The organism is Pallidibacillus thermolactis (genome assembly GCF_025660415.1).
In the GTDB taxonomy this organism is placed as follows: domain Bacteria; phylum Bacillota; class Bacilli; order Bacillales; family Caldibacillaceae; genus Pallidibacillus; species Pallidibacillus thermolactis.
This window is the reverse complement of sequence record NZ_JAOUSE010000018.1, coordinates 12,778-38,098: the sequence shown is the minus strand read 5'-3', so window position 1 is coordinate 38,098 and position 25,321 is coordinate 12,778. Positions and strand designations below refer to the sequence as shown.

General features: G+C 33.9%; 25 protein-coding genes. All 25 read right to left on the bottom strand.

The window, feature by feature from the left end; translation table 11 throughout:
- Nucleotides 1–126 precede the first annotated feature (126 nt).
- Complete coding sequence (locus OEV82_RS07740; RefSeq protein WP_317634308.1) at nt 127–1,071, bottom strand: serine/threonine-protein kinase; 945 nt, start codon at nt 1,069–1,071, stop codon at nt 127–129.
- The gene (locus OEV82_RS07735; RefSeq protein WP_173657966.1) at nt 1,055–1,795 is read right to left on the bottom strand and encodes a vWA domain-containing protein; all 741 of its coding nucleotides are present in this window, start codon (nt 1,793–1,795) and stop codon (nt 1,055–1,057) included. Before OEV82_RS07735 ends, OEV82_RS07740 begins: the two co-directional genes overlap by 17 nt.
- A gap of 157 nt (nt 1,796–1,952) precedes the next feature.
- Nucleotides 1,953–4,427: a stage II sporulation protein E gene (gene spoIIE, locus OEV82_RS07730; protein WP_173657967.1), complete on the bottom strand. Its 2,475-nt coding sequence runs from the start codon at nt 4,425–4,427 to the stop codon at nt 1,953–1,955.
- 421 nt (nt 4,428–4,848) lie between these two features.
- Complete coding sequence (locus OEV82_RS07725; RefSeq protein ID WP_173657968.1) at nt 4,849–5,262, bottom strand: S1 domain-containing RNA-binding protein; 414 nt, start codon at nt 5,260–5,262, stop codon at nt 4,849–4,851.
- Nucleotides 5,263–5,334: 72 nt separating this feature from the next.
- On the bottom strand, nt 5,335–5,739 hold the full coding sequence (locus OEV82_RS07720) for an FtsB family cell division protein (protein ID WP_173657969.1): 405 nt from the start codon (nt 5,737–5,739) through the stop codon (nt 5,335–5,337).
- A 20-nt stretch (nt 5,740–5,759) separates the two neighbouring features.
- Entirely contained in the window at nt 5,760–6,371 is a 612-nt protein-coding gene (yabQ, locus tag OEV82_RS07715; RefSeq protein WP_173657970.1) for a spore cortex biosynthesis protein YabQ, read from the bottom strand.
- On the bottom strand, nt 6,368–6,673 hold the full coding sequence (yabP, locus tag OEV82_RS07710; protein WP_173657971.1) for a sporulation protein YabP: 306 nt from the start codon (nt 6,671–6,673) through the stop codon (nt 6,368–6,370). The genes yabQ and yabP overlap by 4 nt, the downstream gene beginning before the upstream one ends.
- Before the next feature lie 151 nt (nt 6,674–6,824).
- On the bottom strand, nt 6,825–7,094 hold the full coding sequence (locus OEV82_RS07705; protein ID WP_263061512.1) for an RNA-binding S4 domain-containing protein: 270 nt from the start codon (nt 7,092–7,094) through the stop codon (nt 6,825–6,827).
- Between the two features lie 18 nt (nt 7,095–7,112).
- Nucleotides 7,113–8,564, bottom strand: coding sequence for a bifunctional methyltransferase/pyrophosphohydrolase YabN (yabN, locus tag OEV82_RS07700; protein ID WP_173657973.1), 1,452 nt, complete (start codon nt 8,562–8,564; stop codon nt 7,113–7,115).
- Entirely contained in the window at nt 8,561–10,174 is a 1,614-nt protein-coding gene (locus tag OEV82_RS07695; protein WP_173657974.1) for a putative polysaccharide biosynthesis protein, read from the bottom strand. Before OEV82_RS07695 ends, yabN begins: the two co-directional genes overlap by 4 nt.
- 271 nt (nt 10,175–10,445) lie before the next feature.
- Nucleotides 10,446–10,982: a stage V sporulation protein T gene (gene spoVT, locus OEV82_RS07690; RefSeq protein ID WP_173657975.1), complete on the bottom strand. Its 537-nt coding sequence runs from the start codon at nt 10,980–10,982 to the stop codon at nt 10,446–10,448.
- A gap of 380 nt (nt 10,983–11,362) precedes the next feature.
- On the bottom strand, nt 11,363–14,905 hold the full coding sequence (gene mfd / locus OEV82_RS07685; protein ID WP_173657976.1) for a transcription-repair coupling factor: 3,543 nt from the start codon (nt 14,903–14,905) through the stop codon (nt 11,363–11,365).
- Nucleotides 14,906–15,108: 203 nt separating this feature from the next.
- Entirely contained in the window at nt 15,109–15,339 is a 231-nt protein-coding gene (locus OEV82_RS07680) for an anti-sigma-F factor Fin family protein (RefSeq protein WP_173657977.1), read from the bottom strand.
- A gap of 126 nt (nt 15,340–15,465) precedes the next feature.
- Nucleotides 15,466–16,026, bottom strand: coding sequence for an aminoacyl-tRNA hydrolase (pth, locus tag OEV82_RS07675; RefSeq protein WP_317630485.1), 561 nt, complete (start codon nt 16,024–16,026; stop codon nt 15,466–15,468).
- A 220-nt stretch (nt 16,027–16,246) separates the two neighbouring features.
- Nucleotides 16,247–16,873, bottom strand: a complete 627-nt coding sequence (locus tag OEV82_RS07670; protein WP_173657979.1) for a 50S ribosomal protein L25/general stress protein Ctc — start codon at nt 16,871–16,873, stop codon at nt 16,247–16,249.
- Between the two features lie 84 nt (nt 16,874–16,957).
- Nucleotides 16,958–17,908 carry a ribose-phosphate diphosphokinase gene (locus OEV82_RS07665; RefSeq protein ID WP_173657980.1) on the bottom strand — a complete coding sequence of 317 codons (951 nt, stop codon included), beginning with the start codon at nt 17,906–17,908 and terminating at the stop codon, nt 16,958–16,960.
- An 11-nt stretch (nt 17,909–17,919) separates the two neighbouring features.
- On the bottom strand, nt 17,920–19,299 hold the full coding sequence (gene glmU, locus OEV82_RS07660) for a bifunctional UDP-N-acetylglucosamine diphosphorylase/glucosamine-1-phosphate N-acetyltransferase GlmU (RefSeq protein WP_263061510.1): 1,380 nt from the start codon (nt 19,297–19,299) through the stop codon (nt 17,920–17,922).
- Between the two features lie 243 nt (nt 19,300–19,542).
- Nucleotides 19,543–19,833 (bottom strand): septation regulator SpoVG, encoded by a 291-nt coding sequence (gene spoVG / locus OEV82_RS07655; RefSeq protein WP_173657982.1) that lies wholly within the window; start codon nt 19,831–19,833, stop codon nt 19,543–19,545.
- Between the two features lie 174 nt (nt 19,834–20,007).
- A complete protein-coding gene (gene purR / locus OEV82_RS07650; RefSeq protein WP_173657983.1) occupies nt 20,008–20,826 on the bottom strand; it encodes a pur operon repressor in 819 nt (272 codons plus the stop codon).
- 91 nt (nt 20,827–20,917) lie between these two features.
- Nucleotides 20,918–21,781 carry a 4-(cytidine 5'-diphospho)-2-C-methyl-D-erythritol kinase gene (gene ispE / locus OEV82_RS07645; protein ID WP_173657984.1) on the bottom strand — a complete coding sequence of 288 codons (864 nt, stop codon included), beginning with the start codon at nt 21,779–21,781 and terminating at the stop codon, nt 20,918–20,920.
- A gap of 173 nt (nt 21,782–21,954) precedes the next feature.
- Nucleotides 21,955–22,116, bottom strand: a complete 162-nt coding sequence (locus OEV82_RS07640) for a small, acid-soluble spore protein, alpha/beta type (protein ID WP_173661213.1) — start codon at nt 22,114–22,116, stop codon at nt 21,955–21,957.
- Nucleotides 22,117–22,348: 232 nt separating this feature from the next.
- Nucleotides 22,349–22,603, bottom strand: coding sequence for a biofilm formation stimulator Veg (veg, locus tag OEV82_RS07635; RefSeq protein WP_173661211.1), 255 nt, complete (start codon nt 22,601–22,603; stop codon nt 22,349–22,351).
- Nucleotides 22,604–22,849: 246 nt separating this feature from the next.
- Nucleotides 22,850–23,734: a sporulation peptidase YabG gene (gene yabG / locus OEV82_RS07630; RefSeq protein WP_173661209.1), complete on the bottom strand. Its 885-nt coding sequence runs from the start codon at nt 23,732–23,734 to the stop codon at nt 22,850–22,852.
- Between the two features lie 139 nt (nt 23,735–23,873).
- Complete coding sequence (gene rsmA, locus OEV82_RS07625) at nt 23,874–24,752, bottom strand: 16S rRNA (adenine(1518)-N(6)/adenine(1519)-N(6))-dimethyltransferase RsmA (RefSeq protein ID WP_173661207.1); 879 nt, start codon at nt 24,750–24,752, stop codon at nt 23,874–23,876.
- Nucleotides 24,745–25,308, bottom strand: a complete 564-nt coding sequence (gene rnmV, locus OEV82_RS07620; protein ID WP_173661206.1) for a ribonuclease M5 — start codon at nt 25,306–25,308, stop codon at nt 24,745–24,747. Before rnmV ends, rsmA begins: the two co-directional genes overlap by 8 nt.
- Nucleotides 25,309–25,321: the final 13 nt, after the last annotated feature.

The window sequence follows — 25,321 nt, the reverse complement described above, 5'->3', positions numbered from 1 at the left end:
TAAGGTTTATATCTTATTTTACATGAATGGCAATTATTTTTAAAATATTTTTTCACACATTAGAAAAAGAAAATAATGGCTTGAATAAATAGGTAGGAATCGTATTTATCCCTACCTTAATGTTAGTTAAAAGATCTGACCATATATATAATAGACATACAATAGAGAAATTAATATGAATATAATAATCGTTTCTAATACGCCTTTTAACTTGCTTTGATCGGATTTCTTTTGTTTCGTTGGACTTGTTTTTCGGTGTGTCCTTTTATGATCACTCACTGTTCTACCACTTAATACCTTCAATAAATCTTTTCGCATTTCATCTGCGATTCGGTATTTTCCTGTTAATGCTTTAATTAATACAGTTTTATACTTTGTTAATTCATGAGATGCATCTATAGCCCGAGTTAATTGCCGAATGCCACCTTCTCGCTTAGGGAAACGTTGCGGATAACAACTATTAATCATTATCATCGCAATTGCGAATAAATCATAAGAAGGTTCAGCTCTTCGAGTTCCAAGCCCCCAATAACCTCGATCATAAAATTCTGTATATTCCTTTATTGCTCTTCCAATTGCAGTTGTACCTCCTACATCAATGCAACGTATACGAATGGGTGGTCCAGTTATCATTAAATTATCAGGTTTTAAATCACCAAATACCCAGCCTTGTTTATGAAGATTTCCAATATCCGAAAGTAATTGTAATACAAGTATTGGAAGCCATGTCATTCCACTTTGACGTAAAAATGGAATAAAATGAACTCCCTGTATATATTCCATCACATAAAAGGAAAATTGGTGACCTCCAACGATCCAATCGTCTACATCCAATAAAGAAGGCCCGAGGGTAACCCCTTGGGCTTTAGAGAAAGATTTTAAAACATTAACTTCAGAAGTCACCGTCATCGGTTCAGAACTAATTTTTAGTGCAGCTTTATTCCCATTAAAATCTACTAAATAGACCGTTCCATTTGCTCCACTACCTAGTTCCTTTATTACCTTATATGAATTCTGATGCCATTTCCCTTGAATTACCGTTCCACAGTTTACATTAAATGGATTCTTCATAAAACTCCTCATCATGACCACCAGATAAAAAGCCTTTTAGAGTACGTCTTTTTTCAAAATGATGAACTGCCTCTATTATAGCCGGACCTGTCGGTGTCATTCCTCCTGGTGTTAATTTATTAAACACCGTTGTTAATGACTCAAGCTTCGGAGTCCAATCGAGTAATTTATCAACCTCTTTCCTCTTACCCGGGAAAACAAAGAGTGAAAATTGATTATTGCCTGTTCGGGCATTTAAACTAAGTGATAGATCAAGTAATGCCTCCTTTACCGTTGGTAGTTTATGTTTCATACTTGCACTTGTATCAACAAGAATCAGTATATCTAAATCCACTGTTTCATTCAGTTCGTCAACAATCTCTAATACCTCTCCCCTTTTTTCAGGCGGTAGTTTCTCCATTGACATCTCAGATCCTAAGATTTGTTTAAGTTCTTGATTTACAACCCCTTGAAGTGTTTGTGTCATCGCTTTTCTTGTGACCATTTGGACAGTTTGCGACAGGCTTTGAGCATATACTACTTGACTAACACCACCACCTTGACTAGCGATTCCTTCTATTTCCCTCATTCCATGTTCATCAATCACATCATTTTCCATTACTCCTATGACATTAACGGTAATACCTTGCTCCTTCGCTAAAGCAGCCATTGCGATCGGATTTTCTCCATGGTTCGAACAGCCATCAGTTATTAGTAATATCTGCTTAATTGTCCCTGTTTTCATAAAATTCCCCTCCTAAATTTACTATCCTCCATCCTTTCCTTTTTGGAGGGGAAATATACCCAATTTACTGAATATTCACCACCAATAATTGCTACCTTCTTTCTCAACATACTCATAATATTTATAACATTTACTTTTACCTATTTGACGAACATTCCTAAGCCAATTTTCTTAGCGAAATCGGTTCAATTGTTTTCCATTTAGGTGTATTGTGTTTGATCTTTGCTACAAAGACTGTCATATCATCGTCAATTCTACCATCATTTGCCCGGATTACCTCTTCTAAAATCAAATCAGCAATCGCTTGTGGATCATCTGTTTCAATCTCCCTTATTTTCCGTTTTAACCAAATATCTTTATTCTCGATAAACTTTGGTCCATCATAAATACCGTCACTCATCATTATGACAATATCTTCCGCCATGAGTTGTTCGTTTACAACATCTACTTCAAACTCTGGAATAATACCGATTGGTAGATTATTCGCTTCCACTTTTAATACTTTATTTCCTCGTTTTATAAAGCTAGGGCTTGAACCGACTTTTATGAATCTTGTCGACGCATTTTGCAAATCAATCATTGCTAAATCCAACGTAGCATAAATTTCATCTGTAGTACGTAAAGATAATATTGAATTGATAGATTTAATTGCCACCTCTTCATCAATACCTGATAATAATATTTTCTGTAATAGATCTAACGTTTCTCTGCTTTCTAAATAAGCACGTTCTCCATTCCCCATCCCGTCACTGATAGCCATAGCAAAGTTCCGTTGTCCAATCTCTAATTCTGTAAAACTATCACCAGATAAAAACTTTCCGTTTTTTGCAGCATAGGCAACCCCTGTATCAACAACAAATCGTTTGGCTGATCGGAAAGTAGCTTGACAATTTTCATTCGGATACTTTCCACACTCTTCATGATAAACTGTAATTGTTTCTCCTAAAATACTTGATAATAAAGGAGCAATTAATTTTTCACACTGCCCCATACCACCGCAATATGGTATCGTAACATCAATATCAATATTTCCTTTTTCCAAACTATAAATTTCAATATGATCAACTTCGATGCCGATCGATTGCATAGCATCTAAAATTTGTTCCTCTTGTTTTTCGTTATAATCCCGTTCTTTTTTAATTTCCTCCGCAAAATTTTTCATTACTTCTGAAACACCAAACAATTGATCAGCAACAATTTTTCGACTTTCTTGAATTTGAGAATTAAACTTATCCCTTACCTCCCGATAATAAATTTCTCTTTGCATTGCATCAATAACCTTTTTATTTTTTACGCAATATTGTTCCCACATTCGTTCTGTTCGATTAGAAATCATTAAATCATTTTCTTTTAATTCCGTCATAATTTCTGTCATTTTGCCATAGGTTTTATCAGTCCTATATTGCCAGCAATGTTCTCTTTTAAAACAACTCATACAAGTATGTTTCGTTACATCCGCTAACATATCATTCATAATAGCTACCTCGTCCATTTCTACTGCACGTTTCTGTTGCTGTTCGAAGCTCTCTGCTAGTGCAGTAAAAACTTTTGAAAAGTGGTGGACACGATTTGCTGTAACATCACGAACTTTCCTCATATATGCCTGCTGTTCAGCTGTAAACTCAGGTGTTCCAGGGGTATGTTTTGCAATTTCATTTGTTAAAGATTTTGGTGTTAGGAAAAATAGTATGGATGCTATAAACGTTTCATATAAACTTGTAACAATCGATACCGTACCTAGTTCATAAATACCAATTAATAGAGTAGCAATGATTAAACCAACGGAAACACCGACTTTTCTACCTTCTTTTAAAAGACCACCTAATAATCCTCCAAAGGCAAGTAAACTCATTTCAGGAAAACTTTCAATATGGGCAAGCCCAAAGATTAACCCAACAACGACCCCGACGGTAGCACCAACTGTCGCACCCGTTGTAAAAGCAAATATTAGCACAAGATACCTTGAAAAAATATGAGAGACTTCAACGTTTTCTATCGACCATCCAATCGTACCTGTTATCATGGAAGCTAGCAGAATAATTAAACAAACGATTTCCTCTGTTTTTAGTGTTTGTTTCCGTTTCGAGATTGAAAAAAGGGGTATACTTTGTAAAAAAATCATCGTTAATACAAAAGCAAGACTCGCCTCAACTCCAGTCATAATGAGATTAAATAATGTAACTTCTTGTATTTCGATGTAATAGTAAATAAACCGACCTATTAACATCGTAAAAAATACAACAAAGGGTAATGCTTTTATTTCATTAAAAATAAAGTGCTTAATCATTCGATTTAGTATGAGAAATAAACTTATAACGCCAAATGTATATAAACCATCGATTATAGATAGCGTTAAAGATCCTGCAACTAATCCAATTAAAGCAAGAGGAGCCTTATCTTTACGAATGGCAAATACAGCTGCAAAGAAAGGCAAACTAAAAGGACTTAAACCCGATAAAATAAAAGCTCTTGCAAGTAGAAAACCAACCAAAAATAATAATAGACCTTTTCTAAAAAATACTGTTTGTAGTTTCTTTTTAAAGTTTTCAAAAAAACGAGTCAGTAATAGTTTAAAGTCTACTGTTTTCCTTTCTTGAATTGGTTCCGCCAAACTCCCTTGATATTTATTCATAGAAAACACCTCACGACTAATTTTTGTCTATTATAATTCGATATAAATTAGAAGTTTGTCAAAAAAAAGAGGTAAATTCTATAAATTGTTCGACGATTCCCTACGTTTTTTCTAAAAAGATAACAATTTCAAACATTAAAATTAAAAATTTTTAAATAGGTATTAGCTAGGTTTTTGTAAGAATCCAGTCATATCAAGGGGCGCAAGTTACGACAATTTTCTGAAAATTATCAAATTTTGTCTAAATGTTTTTAAATTTCGCTCTTTTATTCGGCTATATTCATTTTTATCCAGATTCATTATTAAATCTAAAAAATAAAAAGTTGCCCCAAATTATGGGACAACTCTTATTATCATTTATATATTAAAACAAAATTTGATTACCACTACTATGAAACAATTCAATTTAAACGACAGCAAGTTAACCTCTTCGGGCTCCTCTACCTCCTCGGCGCGATTCAGTATGACGCTTTAATGATGCTAAACGATCTTCACTATCTTTTAAGAAACGAGCCATTTTTTGTTCGAAGTTTTCTTGTTGACGGTCATTTCTGTTATTTCGTGAACGATGGTTTTTATTACCACTTTCACTTTTATAATTATCTTTTGCTTTTTTAATGGATAGACCAATTTTGCCATCCTTCCCAACGTTCATCACTTTCACATCAACTTGATCACCGACTTTTAAAAATTCATTAATGTCTTTAACATACGTATCAGCAACCTCACTAATGTGAACGAGACCAGTTGAGCCCTCTGGCAGCTCTACAAACGCTCCAAAATTAGTAATACCCGTAACTTTACCTTTCAACTTGCTGCCTACTTCAATTGACATAAAAAGAAACTTCCTCCTTAAAATAATCAAAAAGTACAATTTATTATATTATAGTCTCAAACCTTAATAAGGTCAATCAACGGTTTCATCAGTTTTTTCGTCTTCTTTTTCCTCATCGGGTATCGTGAATATGACTTCGCCTTCATCAGATAAGTAATATTCCTGTCTAACGTATTTTCCAATATATTCATCATCCTGCAATTTCTTTATTTCATGTTGTAACGTCTTTTTTTCTTGTTCTAGCTCTTCTGATTGGACTTGTAAATCATTAAGTTTTGACTGTTTTTCATTTAATGTTTCTCGTTGTAACTTGAGTGTTAATGTAAAAGAAACAATAACAATACATGCAAATATAGAGAAAACGGTCAGCCTGCGAATGAGTCCCTTTTTCTTTCGTCTTTCTATCAACTTTTGCTCTTTTTTTTCATTCATATAAGATTGATTAACGATCGGTACTCGTTTATTATTACTACTCATTATAACAGGCCTCCCTTCATTTATCTCTTTTTCTTATTGAAAAATGTATATATTTTCTGGTAAAAATTTATAATTTTTTTATAAATGACATTCAATTTCATTTTAAATGAATTTGGTACAAGTTTCCAGCTTAATTTACCGAAATAGTTCAATGGTTGGAGGAAAAATTTAAAAATTGTTAATAAAATTCCCCCTAAGAATGTACTAAGCTTAAGTAAAAATTTACCGACTCCAACGGCAATAGATATGACAAATGTAAACAAAACAATAACTGGGCGAATAAGCAACATCGAGGTAAGCTTTGCACTTACGTTATATGTCCGAGTAATAAAGCGGATGAGGAGTTCTAAAAACTTTTGATATAAATTTTTCAATAAACTTTGATAAAATGCAAATCCGCAAAAAAGTGCCACAAAAATATAAAAGCGAATTTCACCAAAATTTACGGAGTATAAACAATAGAAAATGATTAATCCTTGTACAACCCAAAACAGGATATCATTGATAAAAATGAACCAAAACTTTCTTTTGCGACGGTTTAATAAGCGGCTATATGTATCCAAAGCCGCTCCTAAGTATCCGCCGACTGCAATCATAGCAATCATTGTATAAAATTGTGTTGTCAAACTCATTTGAACAACTTGCTAAAGAATCCTTTAGCTTTCTCTCCATGATTTTCATCAAGATAAACAAGATCATAAATCCGTCCTTTAATTGAAACGACTCCCTTATCGACATCCAGATTTTTCATAGATAAGTTTTGTCCCCGAATCGCCAAATATCCCATTACGGTTTCTAATAGGAACTCTTCATTATCAAAACTTTCAACTTGTTTAACACCAGTAATATCTAAATTTTTCCTCCCCCGCATAATAACATCATGTTCTTGAACCGTCGGCTTCGTGCTTTTCGGCTGATCATAATATTGGCTCATTTTCCATCCCCCGCTTTTTCAAGTTCTACTCTTAAAAATAAATATGCTCGTCCCTTTTGATATAGAACTTGAAATGTTTAGATAAACTTCCATTGATTTGTTTTTATAAGAGAGGGATGCTTGGAACCGAAATAATGCTATAGGGACCTATCTATACATTATTTTTTTCTACTCTTTCTTCTTTAATAACTATATACATTGAACTTGCGTCTTCTTTTTTTGTCGTCTCTTGAACTTTTGCAACTTTAACGTGGACGATCTTTTGACCGAAACGAATTGCTAGCTCGTCGCCAATGCTTACTTCTGAGCTAGCTTTTGCCTGCTTACCATTGATTAAAACTCGCCCTTGATCCGCTACTTCCTTTGCTAAAGTTCTTCTTTTGATTAGTCGAGAAACTTTTAAAAATTTATCTAGTCTCATGTTGATTTTCCTTTCTACTCATAAACCATTTTCTTTTGCCATATTCCAAAATTGATCTAATTCTTCTAAGGTAAACTCAGAAAAATCTTTACCTGTTTCCTTTACTTTTTCACATACAAAATCAAATCGTCTGATAAATTTTTGATTTGTTTGAATTAATGCTTCTTCTGAATTAATGTTTAGAAACCTTGCGATATTTACCATAGAAAATAATAAATCGCCAAATTCAGATTGAACCCGCTTTGATTTTGGATTAACCTTTATCTCATCCAACCACTCATTCAGTTCTTCTTTTACTTTCTCGATAACAGGTTCAATTTCCTGCCAGTCAAACCCTTTTCTTTTGGCAGATTTTTGAAGTTCCTCTGCATAAAGTAGTGCTGGAAGTCCCTTTGGTATGTCAGAGAATGTAGTCGTTGATCTTCTTCCCTTTTCATTCTCTTTTATCTTTTGCCAATTAGATACAACATCACTAGCGCTCTCTACAACAACATTTGCGAACACATGGGGATGCCTATGAATCATTTTAGTCGTGATGGATTCAATAACATCATCAATTGTAAAATAACCTTCATCTTCTCCAATTTGGGCGTGCAGCATCACTTGTAATAGCACGTCACCTAACTCTTCTACTATATGGTCATCATCATTTTCATCTATAGCCTCAAGTAATTCATAGGCTTCTTCAAGTAAATATTTTTTTAAAGATTCATGGGTTTGCTTTTTATCCCACGGGCACCCATGTGGTCCTCGAAGTGTCGCAATCACCTGACGTAAATAGGAAAATTGTTTATATAAAATGGTTTCATCCTTTACAGGTGGGATATATAAACTTGTTAAATTACTAATTTTAAAATCATGGTCAAGTTCATATAACGGTAACTTCTTTACAACCTCATTAGGCAGACCAGCATTGGTAATGATATAAATCTCATATGAATCTGGAAATATTTCCATTAATTCAAGCTTTACATGGGATGCTATCATTTGGTCATAAACTTGTCCGATAATAATATGTTGAGTAGGTTGAACTTCTTCTTTTTTGATATCTGTACCATCAAGTAACTGAAAACCTTCTATTGGATCAACAAGAACCGATTGGAATAAAGCATCAAGGAAGCTTTGTCCCCCTTCCAAACGGATATCATGGTCCTTTTTCTCTATTAATAATTGAACCGTTTTTTCGGCGACCATCGGGTGCCCTGGTACCGCATAAATAATATCTTTATCTTTTGCCTCTTTACATAGTTCTTCGACAATCAAGCGATATACATCTTCAAATTGATTCTTTTCCTCATAAAGATAATCGAAGGAAGTAAATTTTACACCCTCTTGTGCTAGTTGATTAACTACCGGATGTTCCTTCGTTCGTAAATAAATGGGTCTATCTCCCTTTAATGTTCGATAAACACCTAAGGGGAGTTGGTTTATATCACCTGCACCTAAACCAACAATCGTTATACTACTCATGTCTTCACCTCATTTTTTCTATTAAAAAACAAATACATCTTTTTACCAAAAGGGATCATTTCTAGTGCTTCTCTTGTAAAAATACCGCTACATAACAGTGAAATTAAAAATACCACTCCACCTAACAACGAGGCTAAAAGCGAAAATATACTTGCATAAAAGCGGTATTCATTAATAGACTCCTTTAAAAAGCTACCGGTAAATTGAATAAATAGAACTACAAGTATCATGGTACATAAAGAGAATATCAATTTGGTTATAAATTCTCGATGCAGTAGTTTGATCGAAACATTTTTATGTAATTTCCAATACAAAAAAAATGAAACAAAAGATAACGCTATAACCGTAGCAAGTGCTGCCCCAGTAACACCCCAATGACGGATTAGTAACTGGTTTAATATTACTTTAATGACCAGACCGGTTAATACAACAAAGGCTGGAAAATAAACATAACCTAGACCTTGTAACATGGCGCTAACTGACATACTAAATGAAGCTAACAAAATGGCAATCATCAAAATCCGTAAGACATAAGAACCATCATCATTTTGAAATAGCATCGTATTAACTTCATTCATAATAAGAATTAAACCGACAGTTGCAGCTGCACCAACAGTAATACTAATTTGTATACATAGCCTAATGTAACTTGTGATATCTTTTCCCTTCTGTTTCATTGATGCAATAATAGGTACAATTGATAAAGAGAGAGATGTCGCAAGAACAAGACCGAGTTGAAGTAGAGGTTGACCTCGATCATAAATACCTTTTATTTGCTGAGCTTCTTCTATCGGTATTCCGAGATTCTTTAATACAGAAAAAATTTGAAAAGCATCACACATTTGGAATAATACCAATGTTAAACTACTAACACAAATAGCTAATCCTTGAATGATAACAGTCTTTATAATAGGTAAACTTTCTTTTAAGTTTATAAGGAAAGCAACTTTTATATTCTTTTTATTATTAAAAAGAAAAAAGCAAGTTAACATAAAAATGGCAAAAACACCGCCAAAAATCGATGAAAGAATTGCCCCTTGACCAACACGATATAAACTTTCTCCAGCATTCACAAATAATACAGCTGTCATTAATATAAATGTAACACGAATAAATTGTTCACCAATTTGAGACATAGCTGTCGGTACCATCATTCCCTTTCCTTGGAAATACCCCCGTAAGACAGAGATAAACGGAACGAGTAAAAAGGAAAAGGAAACAAGACTGATCATAGGTTTAAGATTCGCATCCCCCATTGTTGTTGCAATAGAAGAAGAGAAATAAAAAATACAGAAAAAACAAAAAAAACAAAGAAGAAAAATCCCTATTAATGTAGGAAAGAGCATACGCTCAGCTTTTTGCTTTTCACCTGAACTTAATAATTCTGCATATAATTTAGAAATAATAACTGGAAATCCGTAAGTAGCAAGAGAGATTGCTATTCCATAAAAGGGATAGACTTGCTGGTAAATATAAAATCCTATGTCACCTACAATATTTTGAAAAGGAATTCGATAAACAGCACTTAATATTTTTGTCATTAAAGCTGCCATTGAAAGAATAAATGTACCTTGTAAAAGTAATTGCCTCTTTTCTGTTCCTTCAAACATTTTGACACCTATTTTTATTTTAATATTTACTTAAATAACGTACCATCAATTGGAAATAAAAACAATTTAATTAAGAGGAAAAATGTTTGCAGTTGTGATGAGGAAAGATTTTCAATATAAACATGCTTACCTTTAAATGAGGTTTGATATCCATCATTAGAAAAGACTCGCATATTGGCGAGTCCCGAATTCGGAGATAGGGGGTTCATATTCTAATCTATTTTGAAAAAACTTTATCCTCCTACGTCCTTAACTGAGTCTTGTTCATAAATTACTGCTCCATCTGTCTGGCTAAAAATCCTGCTGCTGTTTCTGCAGATTTTTTCTCTACCTCACCAAGTGAATGATCTTTAGACAATATAATGACAGCACCTATAGGATCACCATTGGCAACAATCGGACTAATCGTATATGAGGCTAATGTTTCTTCATTACCTTCTACAATGGATACAGAACTTTCATTTGTAACAAGAACTGATGTACGTTCATCCATTACCTTTTCAACGATATCGCTAATATTTTTATTTAAGTACTCCTTTTTTGAACCACCTGCTACAGCAATAACTGAATCTCTATCACAAATAAGGACTGGATTACCTAAGCTATCAAATAAAGCCTCAGCATACTCCTTTGAAAAATCGCTTAACTCACTGATTGGTGAATATTTTTTTAGGATGACTTCACCATCTCGGTCAACAAAAATTTCTAACGGGTCCCCTTCACGTATTCTCAATGTCCTTCTAATTTCCTTTGGTATCACTACTCGACCTAAATCATCAATTCGACGAACAATACCTGTTGCTTTCATCTTATGATGCCTCACTTTCCTCTGATGATTTTTATACTGAAAATAAAATAACAGACGTCGACGTTTGTTTTTATGTTCCAATAAACAAGAAGGGCTGTCACCATTTGTAAATTGGAAATGTACCCCTTGTATTTTGGAATCATCATCCTTTTCTACAATTATTATCTTTCATCTGGAAAGTTCTATGCATAAACTAAAACTTTTTCTTGTAATAAATATGTTTGCCAATTACGGTAAGTTTTTCCACCAATTTTTATACAAAAAAACAGCTACCTAAAATAAGCAGCTTTAATCTAAAGAGCAGCTAAATTTTAAGTAGCTGTGCACGATTGTTACTTTGAAAAATCGGATAAAATTCAAAAGAATTGGTTGGAAACTCATTATGATACGGTCTTTACTTCTTTATCGGCAATTTTTAAGATTTCGTCTACCATAGATGCAAGGATAGGGAACCATTCATTTACACTCATTTTTGTTGTATATAGTACAATTTTAAACTTTTCACCATCCATTCCAAAACCAACCTTCCGACCAAAAGGTTTATATAATTGTACTAATTCTTGAGCACGGATATTTTTCGATGCTTCTTCACTAAAAATTAATTGAACATCATCCTTTATTTTCTTCACTGTTTCTATACCCACTTGTTTTGCAATAACTTTCATTTTCGCTATCGTAAATAATCGATCCACTTCGTCTGGATAATCTCCGTATCGGTCAATCATTTCATCTTGCAATTCTCTAATTTCCTCCATTTCCGTTATCCCACGGAAACGTTTATACATCTCAATTTTTTGATAACCATCACGTATATATCGATCTGGAATATATGCATCAATATCAATATCAATTTCAACTTCGTGTTCTTCTTGTTTTGGTAAGTCACCTTTTCTCTTCTCAATTTCTTCCTTCAACATTTGCGAATACAAGTCAAATCCAACAGATTCGATAAATCCATGTTGTTGTGCACCAAGGATATTTCCTGTACCGCGGATTGATAAATCACGCATCGCAATTTTAAAACCAGAGCCAAGTTCAGTAAATTCTTTAATTGCTTGTAATCGTTTTTCTGCAACTTCAGTCAATACTTTATCTTTCTTATACGTAAAATAAGCATAAGCCACACGATTAGAACGACCAACACGACCACGCAATTGGTACAATTGTGAAAGACCCATTCGATCTGCGTTTTCTACAATCAAGGTGTTTACATTAGGGATATCCACACCTGTTTCTATAATAGTTGTCGTCACTAATACATCTGCTTCACCTTCTAAAAATGACAGAATGACATTTTCTAATTCCCGTTCCGTCATTCTTCCATGGGCATAAAGCACTTTTGCATCCGGCACTAGCATCGATATTTCTTCTGCTTTTCTTTCAATATCCTCAATATGATTATATAAATAATACACTTGCCCCTCTCGAGCCAATTCACGTTCAATTGCTTCTTTAACTAGTGCAAGATTCATTTCCATAACATATGTCTGAATAGGGAACCGGTTTTCCGGCGGTGTTTCTATTACGGATAAATCACGGACACCGAGTAACGACATATGAAGTGTCCTTGGTATTGGTGTCGCAGTTAAAGTTAATACATCTACGTTGGTTTTTAACTTTTTTATTTTTTCTTTATGGGTAACACCGAACCTTTGTTCTTCATCAATGATTAAAAGACCTAAATCATGGTAAGTAACATCCTTTGATAACAAACGATGGGTACCTACAACAATATCTACTGTTCCATTTTTTAATCCTTTAATCGTTTCCTGCTGTTCCTTTCTTGTACGAAAACGGTTTAATATTCCAATTTTGATTGGATAATCAGCAAAGCGTTCTTGCATTGTTTCATAATGTTGTTGGGCAAGGATGGTTGTAGGTACTAAAAAGGCAACTTGTTTCCCGTCCATAATCGCCTTAAAAGCTGCACGGAGAGCAACTTCAGTTTTCCCATAACCAACATCACCACAAAGCAATCGATCCATCGGTCTAGATCGTTCCATATCTTTTTTTATTTCCTGAATAGAACGAAGTTGATCTTCGGTTTCTTTATATGGAAAAGAAGCTTCAAATTCCCGCTGCATGTCTCCATCTGGTGAAAAGGCATAACCTTTAGAAGCTTCCCGTTCAGCATAAAGTTTAATTAAATCATCAGCAATATCTTCAACAGAAGATTGAACCTTACGTTTTACCCGTTTCCATTCGGAACCGCCTAATTTATATAATTTCGGTTCTTTTCCTTCTGTTGCACCGACATATTTTTGGACTAAATTAATTTGATCAATAGGAACAAACAGCTTATCAGTTCCTTGATATTTAATTTGTAAATAATCTTTATGAACACCATTAATTTCCAAAGTTGTAATGCCTAAATATTTACCAATACCGTGATTAACATGAACAACATAATCGCCAACCTTCAACTCACTGTAACTTTGGATTTTCTCAGCATTAGAAAGTTTAGCAGACCGAGAAGGACGTTTCTTCATTTTTTTATTAAAGAGCTCCGCTTCCGTAATCACGGCAAGTTTATACATCGGTAGTTCAAAGCCTGAATTTAACTGACCTTGAATAATTTGCGACTTCCCCTGTAATAGCTTATCACCATCAAGATTATTAATGAAGTCAATGGAGTAATCATCTAGCACACGGTTTAAGTTTTGAACCCGTTTTTCATCAGCACCAAGGAAAATAACGGTAAAATTACTCTTTTGCCATCTGTCCATTTCCGTTTTTAAAATATTCATTTGGCCATGGAAATTTTGCATTTGTTTACCGGAAATATTAATAATGTTTTGTGGATTAACATTTTGAATATGACGTAAAAATAAAGAAAAGTACACAATGGGTCGATTTGCTTCCTGTATAATTTTCATTACATCGTGACTAACCCAAGCCGAATGAACAAGTTTCCCCTCACCAATTAAACTTACTTGCCATTCGCCTTCTTCTTTTTCTAATGAATCTTTCGTTTCAACAATTCGACTGATTTCATCCATGCAAATGATCGTATTAGGCATTAAATAATCTATTAAACTTGCTGGTTTTTCGTAAGCAAAGGAAAGATATTTAAAAATTTGTTCTGGTTGTTGACCTTGCTTAATCAGTTCTAAATCGTGTTCGGTTTCGAACACAAGAGATTCTTTTACTTTTTCATCCCTTATTTTTTTCAAACTGTCTGCCAACGCTTGTTCTAATTTGCCTGCTAATCGCTCATAATGACTAGCTTCTAATAATATTTCTGTTGCGGGTCCAATTATAATCGAGTCTAGTTTTTCCAATGAACGTTGATTATGAATATTAAAATAACGAACTGAATCAATGACATTATCAAATAACTCTATACGTATTGGATTTTCTTCTGTTAATGGATAAATATCAATAATACCACCACGAACACTAAACTCTCCTGGTGCAGAAACCATTTCATTACGAGAATAACCCATCTGAACAAAAGCATGAATCGTTTCTTCAAGATCAATTTCATCATCTATTCTTAATTGCATTAAATAGCTTTCCCATAATTTCTTTGGTGGTAAAATTTTTCTTAAGCCAGCGATCGGTGCAATGACGATACCTTGCTCGTTCTTACACAAAAAATTTATTGTTTCAATCCTTTGTGCCCGAAGTTCAGGACTTGCAACACTTAAATCGGCAGCTATTAATTCATCTGCTGGATATAAATATAATTGCTCTGACGGAAAAATTTGTCCTAAATCTTCATATATCTTTTGGGCCTGTAACATATTATAAGTCACAATAAATAGTGGTCGATTCATTTTTTTATAAAGACAAGCTGCAAACAAATGGCGGCTTGATCCTGAAAGACCAGTAACAAGTTGTTCTTTAAGTCCTTCCTCTATTCCATTTATAATCGTTAACACATCATCTTTTTCCATTAATGTTGAGACTAAACCTTTCATGGAACGCCTCCTCTCTTGTTTATGTTTATCTTTGTTTCATATTGTTATAGTTTAATTATTTCTGAATTATATAAAAATATCGAATTTTCCGTCATTAGAAGCATTTGAACGTATTTCTTTACTGATTCGCGTCCATTTTTGTTATAAACTTTGAAAAAATGATAATAATTTTAAATAGAAAAACGCCTTGGTTACATCCAAAGCTAATGAATAATATAATCGTTTTCATAATTCATAGGGTTTGTCATAAACGACTCATGGCAATCTTCACAAATACTTTTCACATGAATGTTCCCTTTACTATCGTACTGTATCATGTCCAATCGTTCATCCTCTGTTAATTTATGGAAACCAAGTGATTGTGCATCAACTGAAGAATGTGTAATTGTCCCAATGTCTATCCCGCAATAACGACAAGTATAGTGGATTGCCACTGTTTTCACTCCCTGAAATGGTCTTTTATAATATTATTGACCATACAAGAAGTGCTTATTCATTTAACAGTATACCAAATTTTGTCCTCTTCATAATAAGATTTGTTCTAAACAATGGAATGTTTATTACTGATTATATATATTCATTACCTCTAAGAAAGGTTTATCAATCCACTCTTCACAAGCCTTAACACTTTTTTGAACCATTTCTTCAATGATTGGAATGTCCTCTTTGTTAAACTTACCTAAAACATAATCGGATATAGATTTGCCTCTTTCTGGTCGATCAATTCCTATCCGTATTCGTTTAAATTCCTGAGTTCCAATATGTTGAATAATCGACTTAATTCCGTTATGTCCTCCTGCACTACCTTTATAACGCAAACGGATTTTGCCAACAGGTAAATCAAGCTCATCATAAATGACGAGCAGTTCCTCTGCAGATATTTTATAAAAATTCATTAATGCTGATACGGCTTCGCCTGATAAATTCATATAAGTCATTGGTTTTAATAATAGAACACGTTCACCATTAATATTTCCTTTTCCATACAAACCTTTAAACTTTGATTCATTTAAAGGAATTTGAAGTTCTTTTGATAATTCATCAATTACTTTAAAGCCAATATTATGCCGTGTTTCTTCATACTCTTTTCCAGGATTTCCAAGACCAACAATTAATTTCACCTGTTTCCCTCCAATTTCTCTGACCTGATTGTCGAATATCATTGTTTTATAGCTAGATAGATTTAACCAAGCAAAACAATAAAGGATGCTTTTTGTCTGCACTGGAACGGAACAATGGATAAAGGGGCTGATCGTCTGGACAGCCCCTATAAAAAATTGTACTATAAAATTTCGGTCTAATTGTATATCAGTTTACGAACGACCGAAAACCTATATGAAGTTACTCACTTTCTTCTTTAACTTCAATATCTTCCGGCATAGTAGAGGATTGTTTTTCACCTGTATGAATAACTTCTTCTTGTTTCGGTGGTAAAATTGATACAATGACTTCAGTATCTTCATGATTGATTTCAAATGGAAAACGGTCTCTTATATCATTTATATAGATTGTTTCCGCAATGTCTAAGTTTGTTATATCGACATCAATAGATTCTGGGATATCCGATGCCTTACTAGAAATGGATAACTCATATAAAGACTGCTGTAATACGCCTCCTTCTTGTACACCTAGAGACTCACCTACTAACGTTACAGGAACTTCAGTTGTAATAAGTGAAGAAGGATTTACAGCTAAAAAGTCTATATGTATAATTTCTCTTGATAAAGCATCTTCCTCGTACGTACGCATAATCACCTGATGTTGTTTTCCAGACACATCGATTGAAAGCAACGCATTTCTTCCAGCTGCTTTAATACCTTTTAAAAAATCGGCCTGATCAACGTAAATCGGTATATTATTTATATTTCTACCATAAATAATGGCCGGAACATTCCCATTATCCCTTAATGTTTTTAGTTCATGTCGAGTAAGTCGACCTCTTTCTTTTGCATGTAGTACAAAAGACATAAAGTGGACACCTCTTTCATTAGTAATTTTTTAAAACTACTAATTATTGTGTCCAATTTATGCTTATATCAACCATAAGAATGTTTAAAATAAATCACTTACCGAACGATGTTCAAAAATTCGGATTAAGGCTTCCGCTAATAATGGTGCAACTGATAGTTGTTGAACTTTATCGATTTGTTTTTCTTCTGGTAACTTAATCGTATTTGTAACTACTAACTCTTTGATTTTTGAATGTTCAATTCGCTCAATGGCAGGTCCTGAAAGTACAGGATGTGTACAACATGCATATACTTCACGTGCACCGTTTTCTACTAGTGCATTAGCGGCTAAAGTAATGGTTCCAGCGGTATCGATAATATCATCAATAATAATACATGTTTTACCTTCAATATTACCTACAATATTCATTACTTCTGCCACATTTGGTTTTGGACGTCGTTTATCAATGATCGCAATTGGTGCTTTTAAACGATCTGCCATTTTTCTTGCACGGGTCACTCCACCATGGTCTGGTGAAACAATGACGATATCTTCAAGATTTTTCTTTTCAAAATAATCAGCTAAAATTGGTACACCCATTAAGTGATCAATTGGAATATCGAAAAATCCTTGAATTTGTGGCGCATGCAAGTCAATTGCAATCATTCTAGTTGCACCGGCTGTTTCCAATAAATTTGCTACAAGTTTTGCAGTTATCGGTTCACGAGAACGGGCTTTTCTATCTTGACGGGCATAACCATAATATGGAGTAACAATATTAATTGTTCGTGCTGATGCCCGCTTTAAAGCATCAATCATAATTAATAATTCCATTAAATGTTCATTAACTGGATTAGAAGTTGACTGGACTACAAATACATCACATCCACGAATACTTTCCTCGATATTTATTTGTACTTCTCCATCACTGAATCGAGTAACAGAGCTTTTTCCAAGACTTACTCCCATTACCTCAGCAATTTCTTCTGCTAATGCACGATTTGAATTCAGCGAAAATAATTTAAGATGATTGTCTGGGTACACGTTAGACATGGTGAACCTCCCTAGTTTGTTCTTTTCTTTTTTAATTTTTGTACATAGTTTTCCTTATTCTCTTGACGGGCACGTGCAATTGAAAGCGCTTCGCTAGGAACATCTTTTGTTATCGTTGAACCTGCTGCAACATAGGCACCTTCACCAATTTTCACAGGTGCGACGAGATTAGAGTTACATCCAATAAACACATGATCTTCAATTATTGTTTTATACTTTTTAACTCCATCATAATTTACTGTTATTGATCCACAACCAATATTTACATTATTTCCTACTTCAGCATCTCCTATATATGAAAGATGGGAAGCTTTACTACCTTTACCAAACGTAGATTTTTTAATTTCTACAAAATTTCCAATGCGGACTTCATCACCAATTTGTGATTGAGGACGAATATGAGAGAATGGACCAATTTGAACAGATACACCAATCTCACTATCGTGTGCAACAGATTGACGAATGGTTGTACCACAACCAATATGACAGTTTACTATTTCAGAATTCGGACCAATCACACAGTTTTCCGCAATCGTTGTTTTACCTTTTATAACCGTTCCTGGATAAATAACTGTATCTTGCCCTATCTCTACTTCAGATTCAATATACGTTTGATCAGGATCAATGATAGTAACACCATTACGCATATGTCTTTCATTAATCCGATTACGCATAATTTTTTCTGCCTTTGATAAAGCGACCCGATCATTCACTCCTAATGTTTCCGTAAAATCATCAGTACTATAAGCTGTGACTATTTCACCTTCTGATTTTAAAATTTCAATAACATCGGGTAAATAATATTCTCCTTGGGCATTTTCATTCGATACTTTTTCCAATGCATTAAACAATGATTGATTGTCAAAACAATACGTACCTGCATTTATTTCTTTTACTTGTTTTTCTTCATCGGTCGCATCTTTATGTTCAACGATTTTTTCTACATAACCGTGCTCGTTACGAATAACCCGTCCATATCCTGTTGGGTCATCAGCATAACTTGTAAGTATAGTAGCTTTTGCATTTTCCTTAATATGGTGATTCATTAGTGCATTAATCGTTTCAGCTTTCAACAAAGGTGTATCTCCACAAACAACAAGAGTAGTCCCTTGTTTTCCTTTTAAAAGCTGACTTGTTTGCATAACAGCATGAGCAGTACCTAGTTGTTCAGCTTGAAGTACATATTCACATTCATCACCGAGTTCTGATTTGACCATATCTGCTCCATGACCTACAACAGTCACGACACTTTCAGCCTGTATCTCTTTCATTTGGTCTAGAACATGACGAACCATTGGCTTACCACATACAGGATGAAGTACTTTATATAGTTTTGACTTCATACGAGTCCCTTGTCCAGCTGCTAATATAACTACAAATCGACTTGACATATGTGCCCTCCAATATAGCTTTCTTTCCATATTGAATAATATCTTAAAAATCATCTCATTTCAAGGAACAACCCGAGTTGTTTTCAAAAAATAAATTAGGGTAATTGATTAAAGTGAGAACCTATAATAGGAAGATTTATATTGTGGGAAATGAAATGGAGGTTTATAGGAAATTTTTGGAAAAATATGCTGCACAAAAAAAGAGCCTTACATTCTTGTAGGCTCTTAGATGCTATTATTTTATCAGGAAGCCCCAGCTTCTTCTAACTCTACTTCAGCCTCGCCTTGACGATGATATTCGGTTAGTACAGCATCTTGAATTTTACCTCTGGTTGCAGAGTTGATTGGGTGAGCAATATCTCTGAATTCACCATCTGGTGTACGTTTGCTAGGCATCGCTACAAATAATCCGTTATTACCATCGATTACACGAATATCATGGACAACAAATTCATTGTCTAACGTAATTGAAGCAATTGCCTTCATACGTCCATCCGTATTTACTCTGCGTAATCTTACATCTGTTACTTCCATCTATTTCACCACCTTAAAAATTAGTTACTTAAATGTTTCTACAAAAATTTGAAATATCCTTCTTTTCTATCAAAAATTTTAAATTTTTTATTTCTCAAGGCGATGAAAGTAATAGATTGGTATCTGTAGTAAAAATAAATGTAATTAGCTGCAGTCAAAGTGTTCTTATCGAGATTATTTCGTAAAATAATTTCCTTCACTTACGGTAATTTTTTTCTCACGTACATCAACATTGGAAAGTTTCACAACAGAAGTATACTGTTCGACTAACCGGTCTTCTACTTCTTCCGCTTCAATTAATACAGCAATCCCAACATGGCTAGCATTAAATTCACTCAGCAAGCTAATCATTCCATTAATGGTACCACCAGCTTTCATAAAGTCATCGACAATCAATACACGAGAACCTTCTTTTAAACTTTTTCTTGCTAAAAGCATTGTTTGAATTCTTTTTGTAGAGCCAGAAACATAGTTAATACTTACCGTAGATCCTTCTGTTACTTTTGTATCTTTCCGCACAATAACAACTGGTACGTTTAAATAACGGGCTGTTGCATAGGCCAATGGAATTCCTTTTGTGGCTACCGTCATGACCGCATCAATTTCTTGATCACTAAATTTTGATGCAAACATTCGCCCTACTTGATCTGTTATTTGTGGATTTCCTATAATATCTTGCATATACAAATATCCGCCAGGTAATAGACGATCTGGAACAGCAAGCAGCTCACATAAATTTTTAATAAATGGTTTCACTTGATCTTCTTTAACCTGTACAAAATATTTAACACCACCGGCTGCACCCGGAATAGTAATTAATTTACCGATTCCTTGCAATTCAAACACATCTTTTAATATTGTGATATCTTCACTTATTGAGGATTTTGCCGCATTATAGCGTTCCGCAAAAAACGTTAAAGAAATTAGATCACGAGGATGACTCAATAAGTAATTTGTCATATCTATTAAACGTTCACTTCTTTTCCAGCTCATGTCTTCACCTCTAAACACGAATATTAATAACAATATATTATATTATTATTCGTGTTTTATCAAGTATCGGACGAATTTTTACTTTATAAAATCATTCGTTTGGCTGCCCTAGTATCCGAACTGCAAAAACTTGATTACAGTATCCTCTTAATCCATTATAAATTCGCTGCATTCTCGAATCATGTTGTACTAAAGCAAATACTGTAGGACCGCTTCCACTCATCAAAACAGCATCTGCTCCAAATCGCTTCATATCTCGCTTAATTTGTTTCACTTCAGGATGCAAATTTAACGTCACTGACTCTAATACGTTACTTAAATTTCTACACATTTTTTCATAATTGCTAGTATTAATAGCTTCTAACATCGCTTGTGTATCGGGATGTTCTAAATTTTCCAGTTCAAGCTTTTTATATATTTCACCAGTAGAAACACCGATTGAAGGTTTTGCTAATACAACCCAACATTTTGGTGGAGCTGGCAGAGGAGTAATAACTTCGCCTTTCCCTTTAGCTAAGGCTGTCCCACCATAAACACAGAAGGAAACATCCGAACCAATTTCAGCTCCCAACTGCGCTAATTCATCTATTGATAATTGCAAATTCCATAATTTATTTAATCCCCTTAACACTGCTGCTGCATCACTACTTCCACCACCAAGGCCTGCAGCTACAGGAATATTCTTATCAATTTTGATCGCAACACCCTTGTTTATTGAAAATCGGTCTTTAACTAAACTTGCTGCTTTATAGGCTAAATTCCGTTCATCATCAGGTACAAATCGAGTTTGAGATTGAACAACAATGCGATTTTCATCTAGTAATTCTAATTCAATTCGATCAGCTAAATCAATTGTTGTCATAATCATTTCTAACTCATGAAAGCCATCATCTCGCTTATATAGGACATCTAATGATAAATTTATTTTTGCAGGAGCTTTTATGAGCATTTTCAATACGTCCACCTACTTTAAGAATATGTATAATTTTGTCTTATTTTACCACAAAACATATACGAGGAAAAAATGCCAAATTGTTTGACCTTTCTGTACACAAATGAAGACTGCCCTCTTTGGAGGACAGCCAGTCATGGCATATTTTTGTTGTATATCGGATATGAAAGAGATACTTACTGTTTACTGTTGTTCATCAGCTGTTCTTGTGCAATCTCAATTGCTCGTTTCACCATGTTTCCGGCATCTTTTGCTCGAATACCGCCCCAGCCTTCTTTTTGAACAACATCGTAAAACCCAAGCTCTTTTGCCAGTTCAATTTTCATTTTTTCTGACATAATGCCTCTTCTTCCCAATTAAACAACGCCTCCCTTGCCATGACTATCTTTAGTTTTCACTTCACCTTAATATTCATTCAAGGGAAAACAAAAAAAGAAATTTTATTCAAATAAACATAACCACATATCCATCAAGAATTTTCTATAACAATGTTAACTGATGACAAAAAAAATACCCGTATCAATAGATACCGGTAAAATTACCAAATATTATGGTTTACTACAATTTTTATTAAACTAATTCTTGCTTATCTTCGTAAAAAGTAAGTTGTACAGTTTCTGTTAAAACATCAGCATAACTGTAAGAAACACGTTCGAAGGAATTCTCATCTTGATCTAATTCAATTACAAACACAGCTGGATAAGTTTCAGCGAGAACACCTGTTCGTTCAATTGTTTTTTTACGACCTCCATTCGCTCGTAACAAGAGGCGCTTTCCTAAATTACAATCAAGATTTTTTTTAATTTCAGACAATGTTTTTGGCATAACTTCTACACCTCACTATAAATTAGTATAGCAAATTAATAAAAATGTGTCAATGGTAAAATAATAAATTATATCAGGGATAAAAAATGTTTGTCAACAAAAATTTGATTTATTTTTAATACTTTTATTCACAGTTTTTAGGCTTTCCCATTTAAAACAAATTATGTATATACATCACTAAGTGTTTTCAAAGGATTGATAAAAAAGTTAACGATGGAACGTTAACTTTTTAAATCTAGTCTCTTTTTATTCCCTTTCACCATAATTTGGGTGGTAAGGCATTCCTAATCGAAGTACACCCTTTGTTTCTATACCACCTATTCCTTTTTCACCAGTAATCGTATTTCGTAGGATATCCCAAACATTAATTTGTTCAGTAAACGGTGTAAAACTTAATTTTGAAACAATATAAACCGGATCCAAGGCATGGATATTTACCCTAAGGGGTGAACTAGCAAAGTTGGCACCAGCATTAATTAATGACTCGAAATGGGATTGACAGGCGCCTGCAAAAATAATTAATTGATCTAAATTCGGATATTTCTTTCTCACTTCTTGAACTGTCAGCACAAAGTCTTTTGAATGTCGATAAGCACGAATATCATTTTGCTTCCCCTTTTGTTTTGAATACGAGTCATGACCAGTAATAACTAATATATCTGGGCGAACTTGATCGACAAGCAACGGTACTTGAAAAGGCATTTCTTTTTCTTCACAAAACGTTCCATAAACAGGAACTCCTAATTTTTTATATAAAGCAAGACATTTCTTTAAGTAATTGGAATCTCCATCCACATGTAGAACCTTCCCTGGCAATTGGAAAAGTTTCAGGTCAGACTGATATCCTGAAGTCGTTTCATACTCCTTCTTTTCTCTTATGCTTTGGAAGTCTTGCCGAAATAAATAATTTGATTGTTCTTCCATTTGTCTATAAGGAGCTAGTATACGATTTTTTGTTTGTTGATCTAAAATGGTTAAATCACCGATCGGAGCATCTGCAATCAAACGAATATCTTCCCCATATAGTAAGGCAAACATTTCTCCATTGTGCTTATATAACCGAATGACCCGAAAGGGAATGTCACAATGATACGACTTTCTCCCTACAATTTGATTAATTTGAATATCCATTACATTCACCTCTAGATTAAGTTCACAGGCTTTTATAGGCTATGCAAATAGACAAAAATTGGTGAAAGTAAAAAAGTAGAGGGAAATACAAAAAAGGTTTGGTTCCTTTTCATACTAAAAAGGACCAAACCTGTATTCTCTACTTAAAATTGTCATACAAAACATCACTTAATTTAGCAAATTCCTCAATTGTTAACGTTTCTCCCCTTCTTTTCGGATCAATTTCTGCCAAATTTAAACAAGCAAGTATTAATTCTTTCTTCTCTTTTCCTTGTTCAAACGAGTTTGTTAAATTATTCAAAATTGTCTTTCTCCGTTGACCAAAACTTGATTTAATAACTTTAAAGAAAAAAGACTCATCCTTTACTTCTACAATTGGCTTTTCACGTTTACGCAACCGAACAACCACTGAGTCAACATTAGGTTGTGGGATGAACACCGTTTTCGGCACATGCAAGACGATTTCTGCAGTTGTAAAATATTGAATAGCAAGAGTTAGAGAACCATAATTTTTTGTACCTGGCTTTGCTACAATGCGGTCACCTACTTCTTTTTGCATCATAACGACCATATTTTTAAACGGTAATTTATCCTCTAAACACTTCATAATAATCGGGGTTGTAATATAGTAAGGCAAATTGGCAACAATTGAAATCTCCTGGTCATCTGAAAAATAATCTCTGAGTACTTGATTTACATTTGCCTTTAAAAAGTCTTGATGAATAATCGATACATGAGGATATGGAGATAATGTATCCTTAAGCACAGGAATCAACCGATGATCGATTTCAAAAGCGATTACTTTCTTACATACTTTTGCCAGTTGTTCCGTTAACGCCCCAATTCCAGGTCCAATTTCAACTGCTCCACTCATCTCGGTTAGTTCAGCATTTTTAACGATTTTTCGTAAAATATTCGTATCAATTAAGAAGTTTTGTCCTAAAGATTTTTTAAATGTAAATCCATACTTATCTAGTACTGCTTTTGTTCGAACTGGTGTAGCAATATCCTTATCCATTTATTTGTTCCTCCTGAAAAATCTGTTCCATCGCTTGCATAAAGGTTTCCCGTGAAATTTGGAACATTTGCAAACGTTTAAGTAATTGTTTACCGTTTGTATAGCCAATATTTAAAATTTCCCCTAGTTTTTCTCTTCTTGTTTTGGCATTTGGATCTCCAATCAATCTGTAATATATTAAATCTTGTTTTGTTATTATTTCTAAAGGTTCAGTTTCCATAAGATGAGCACCCTTTAGCGCTTTTCGAATGTCTTCTGGTTTTGCATGTTCAACGCCAATTTTCTTCCCATTTTTCTGCTTTGCAAGTTCCTTCGGCAAGAATGCATGCTTACAATTCGGTACCTTTTCAATAATCTTTTTGCGTATTTTTTCACCAGGAAAATCTGGATCAGTAAAAATAATGACACCACGCACTTCAGCAGCTAATTTTATTTGTTCTATTATCTTTTGATCAATAGCAGATCCATTCGTTTCAATTGTATCAGCTTCCACTGCCCTCTTTATGGCAACTGTATCATCTTTTCCTTCAACAACGATAATTTCTTTAATTTTCATTTTTTCCTCCAAA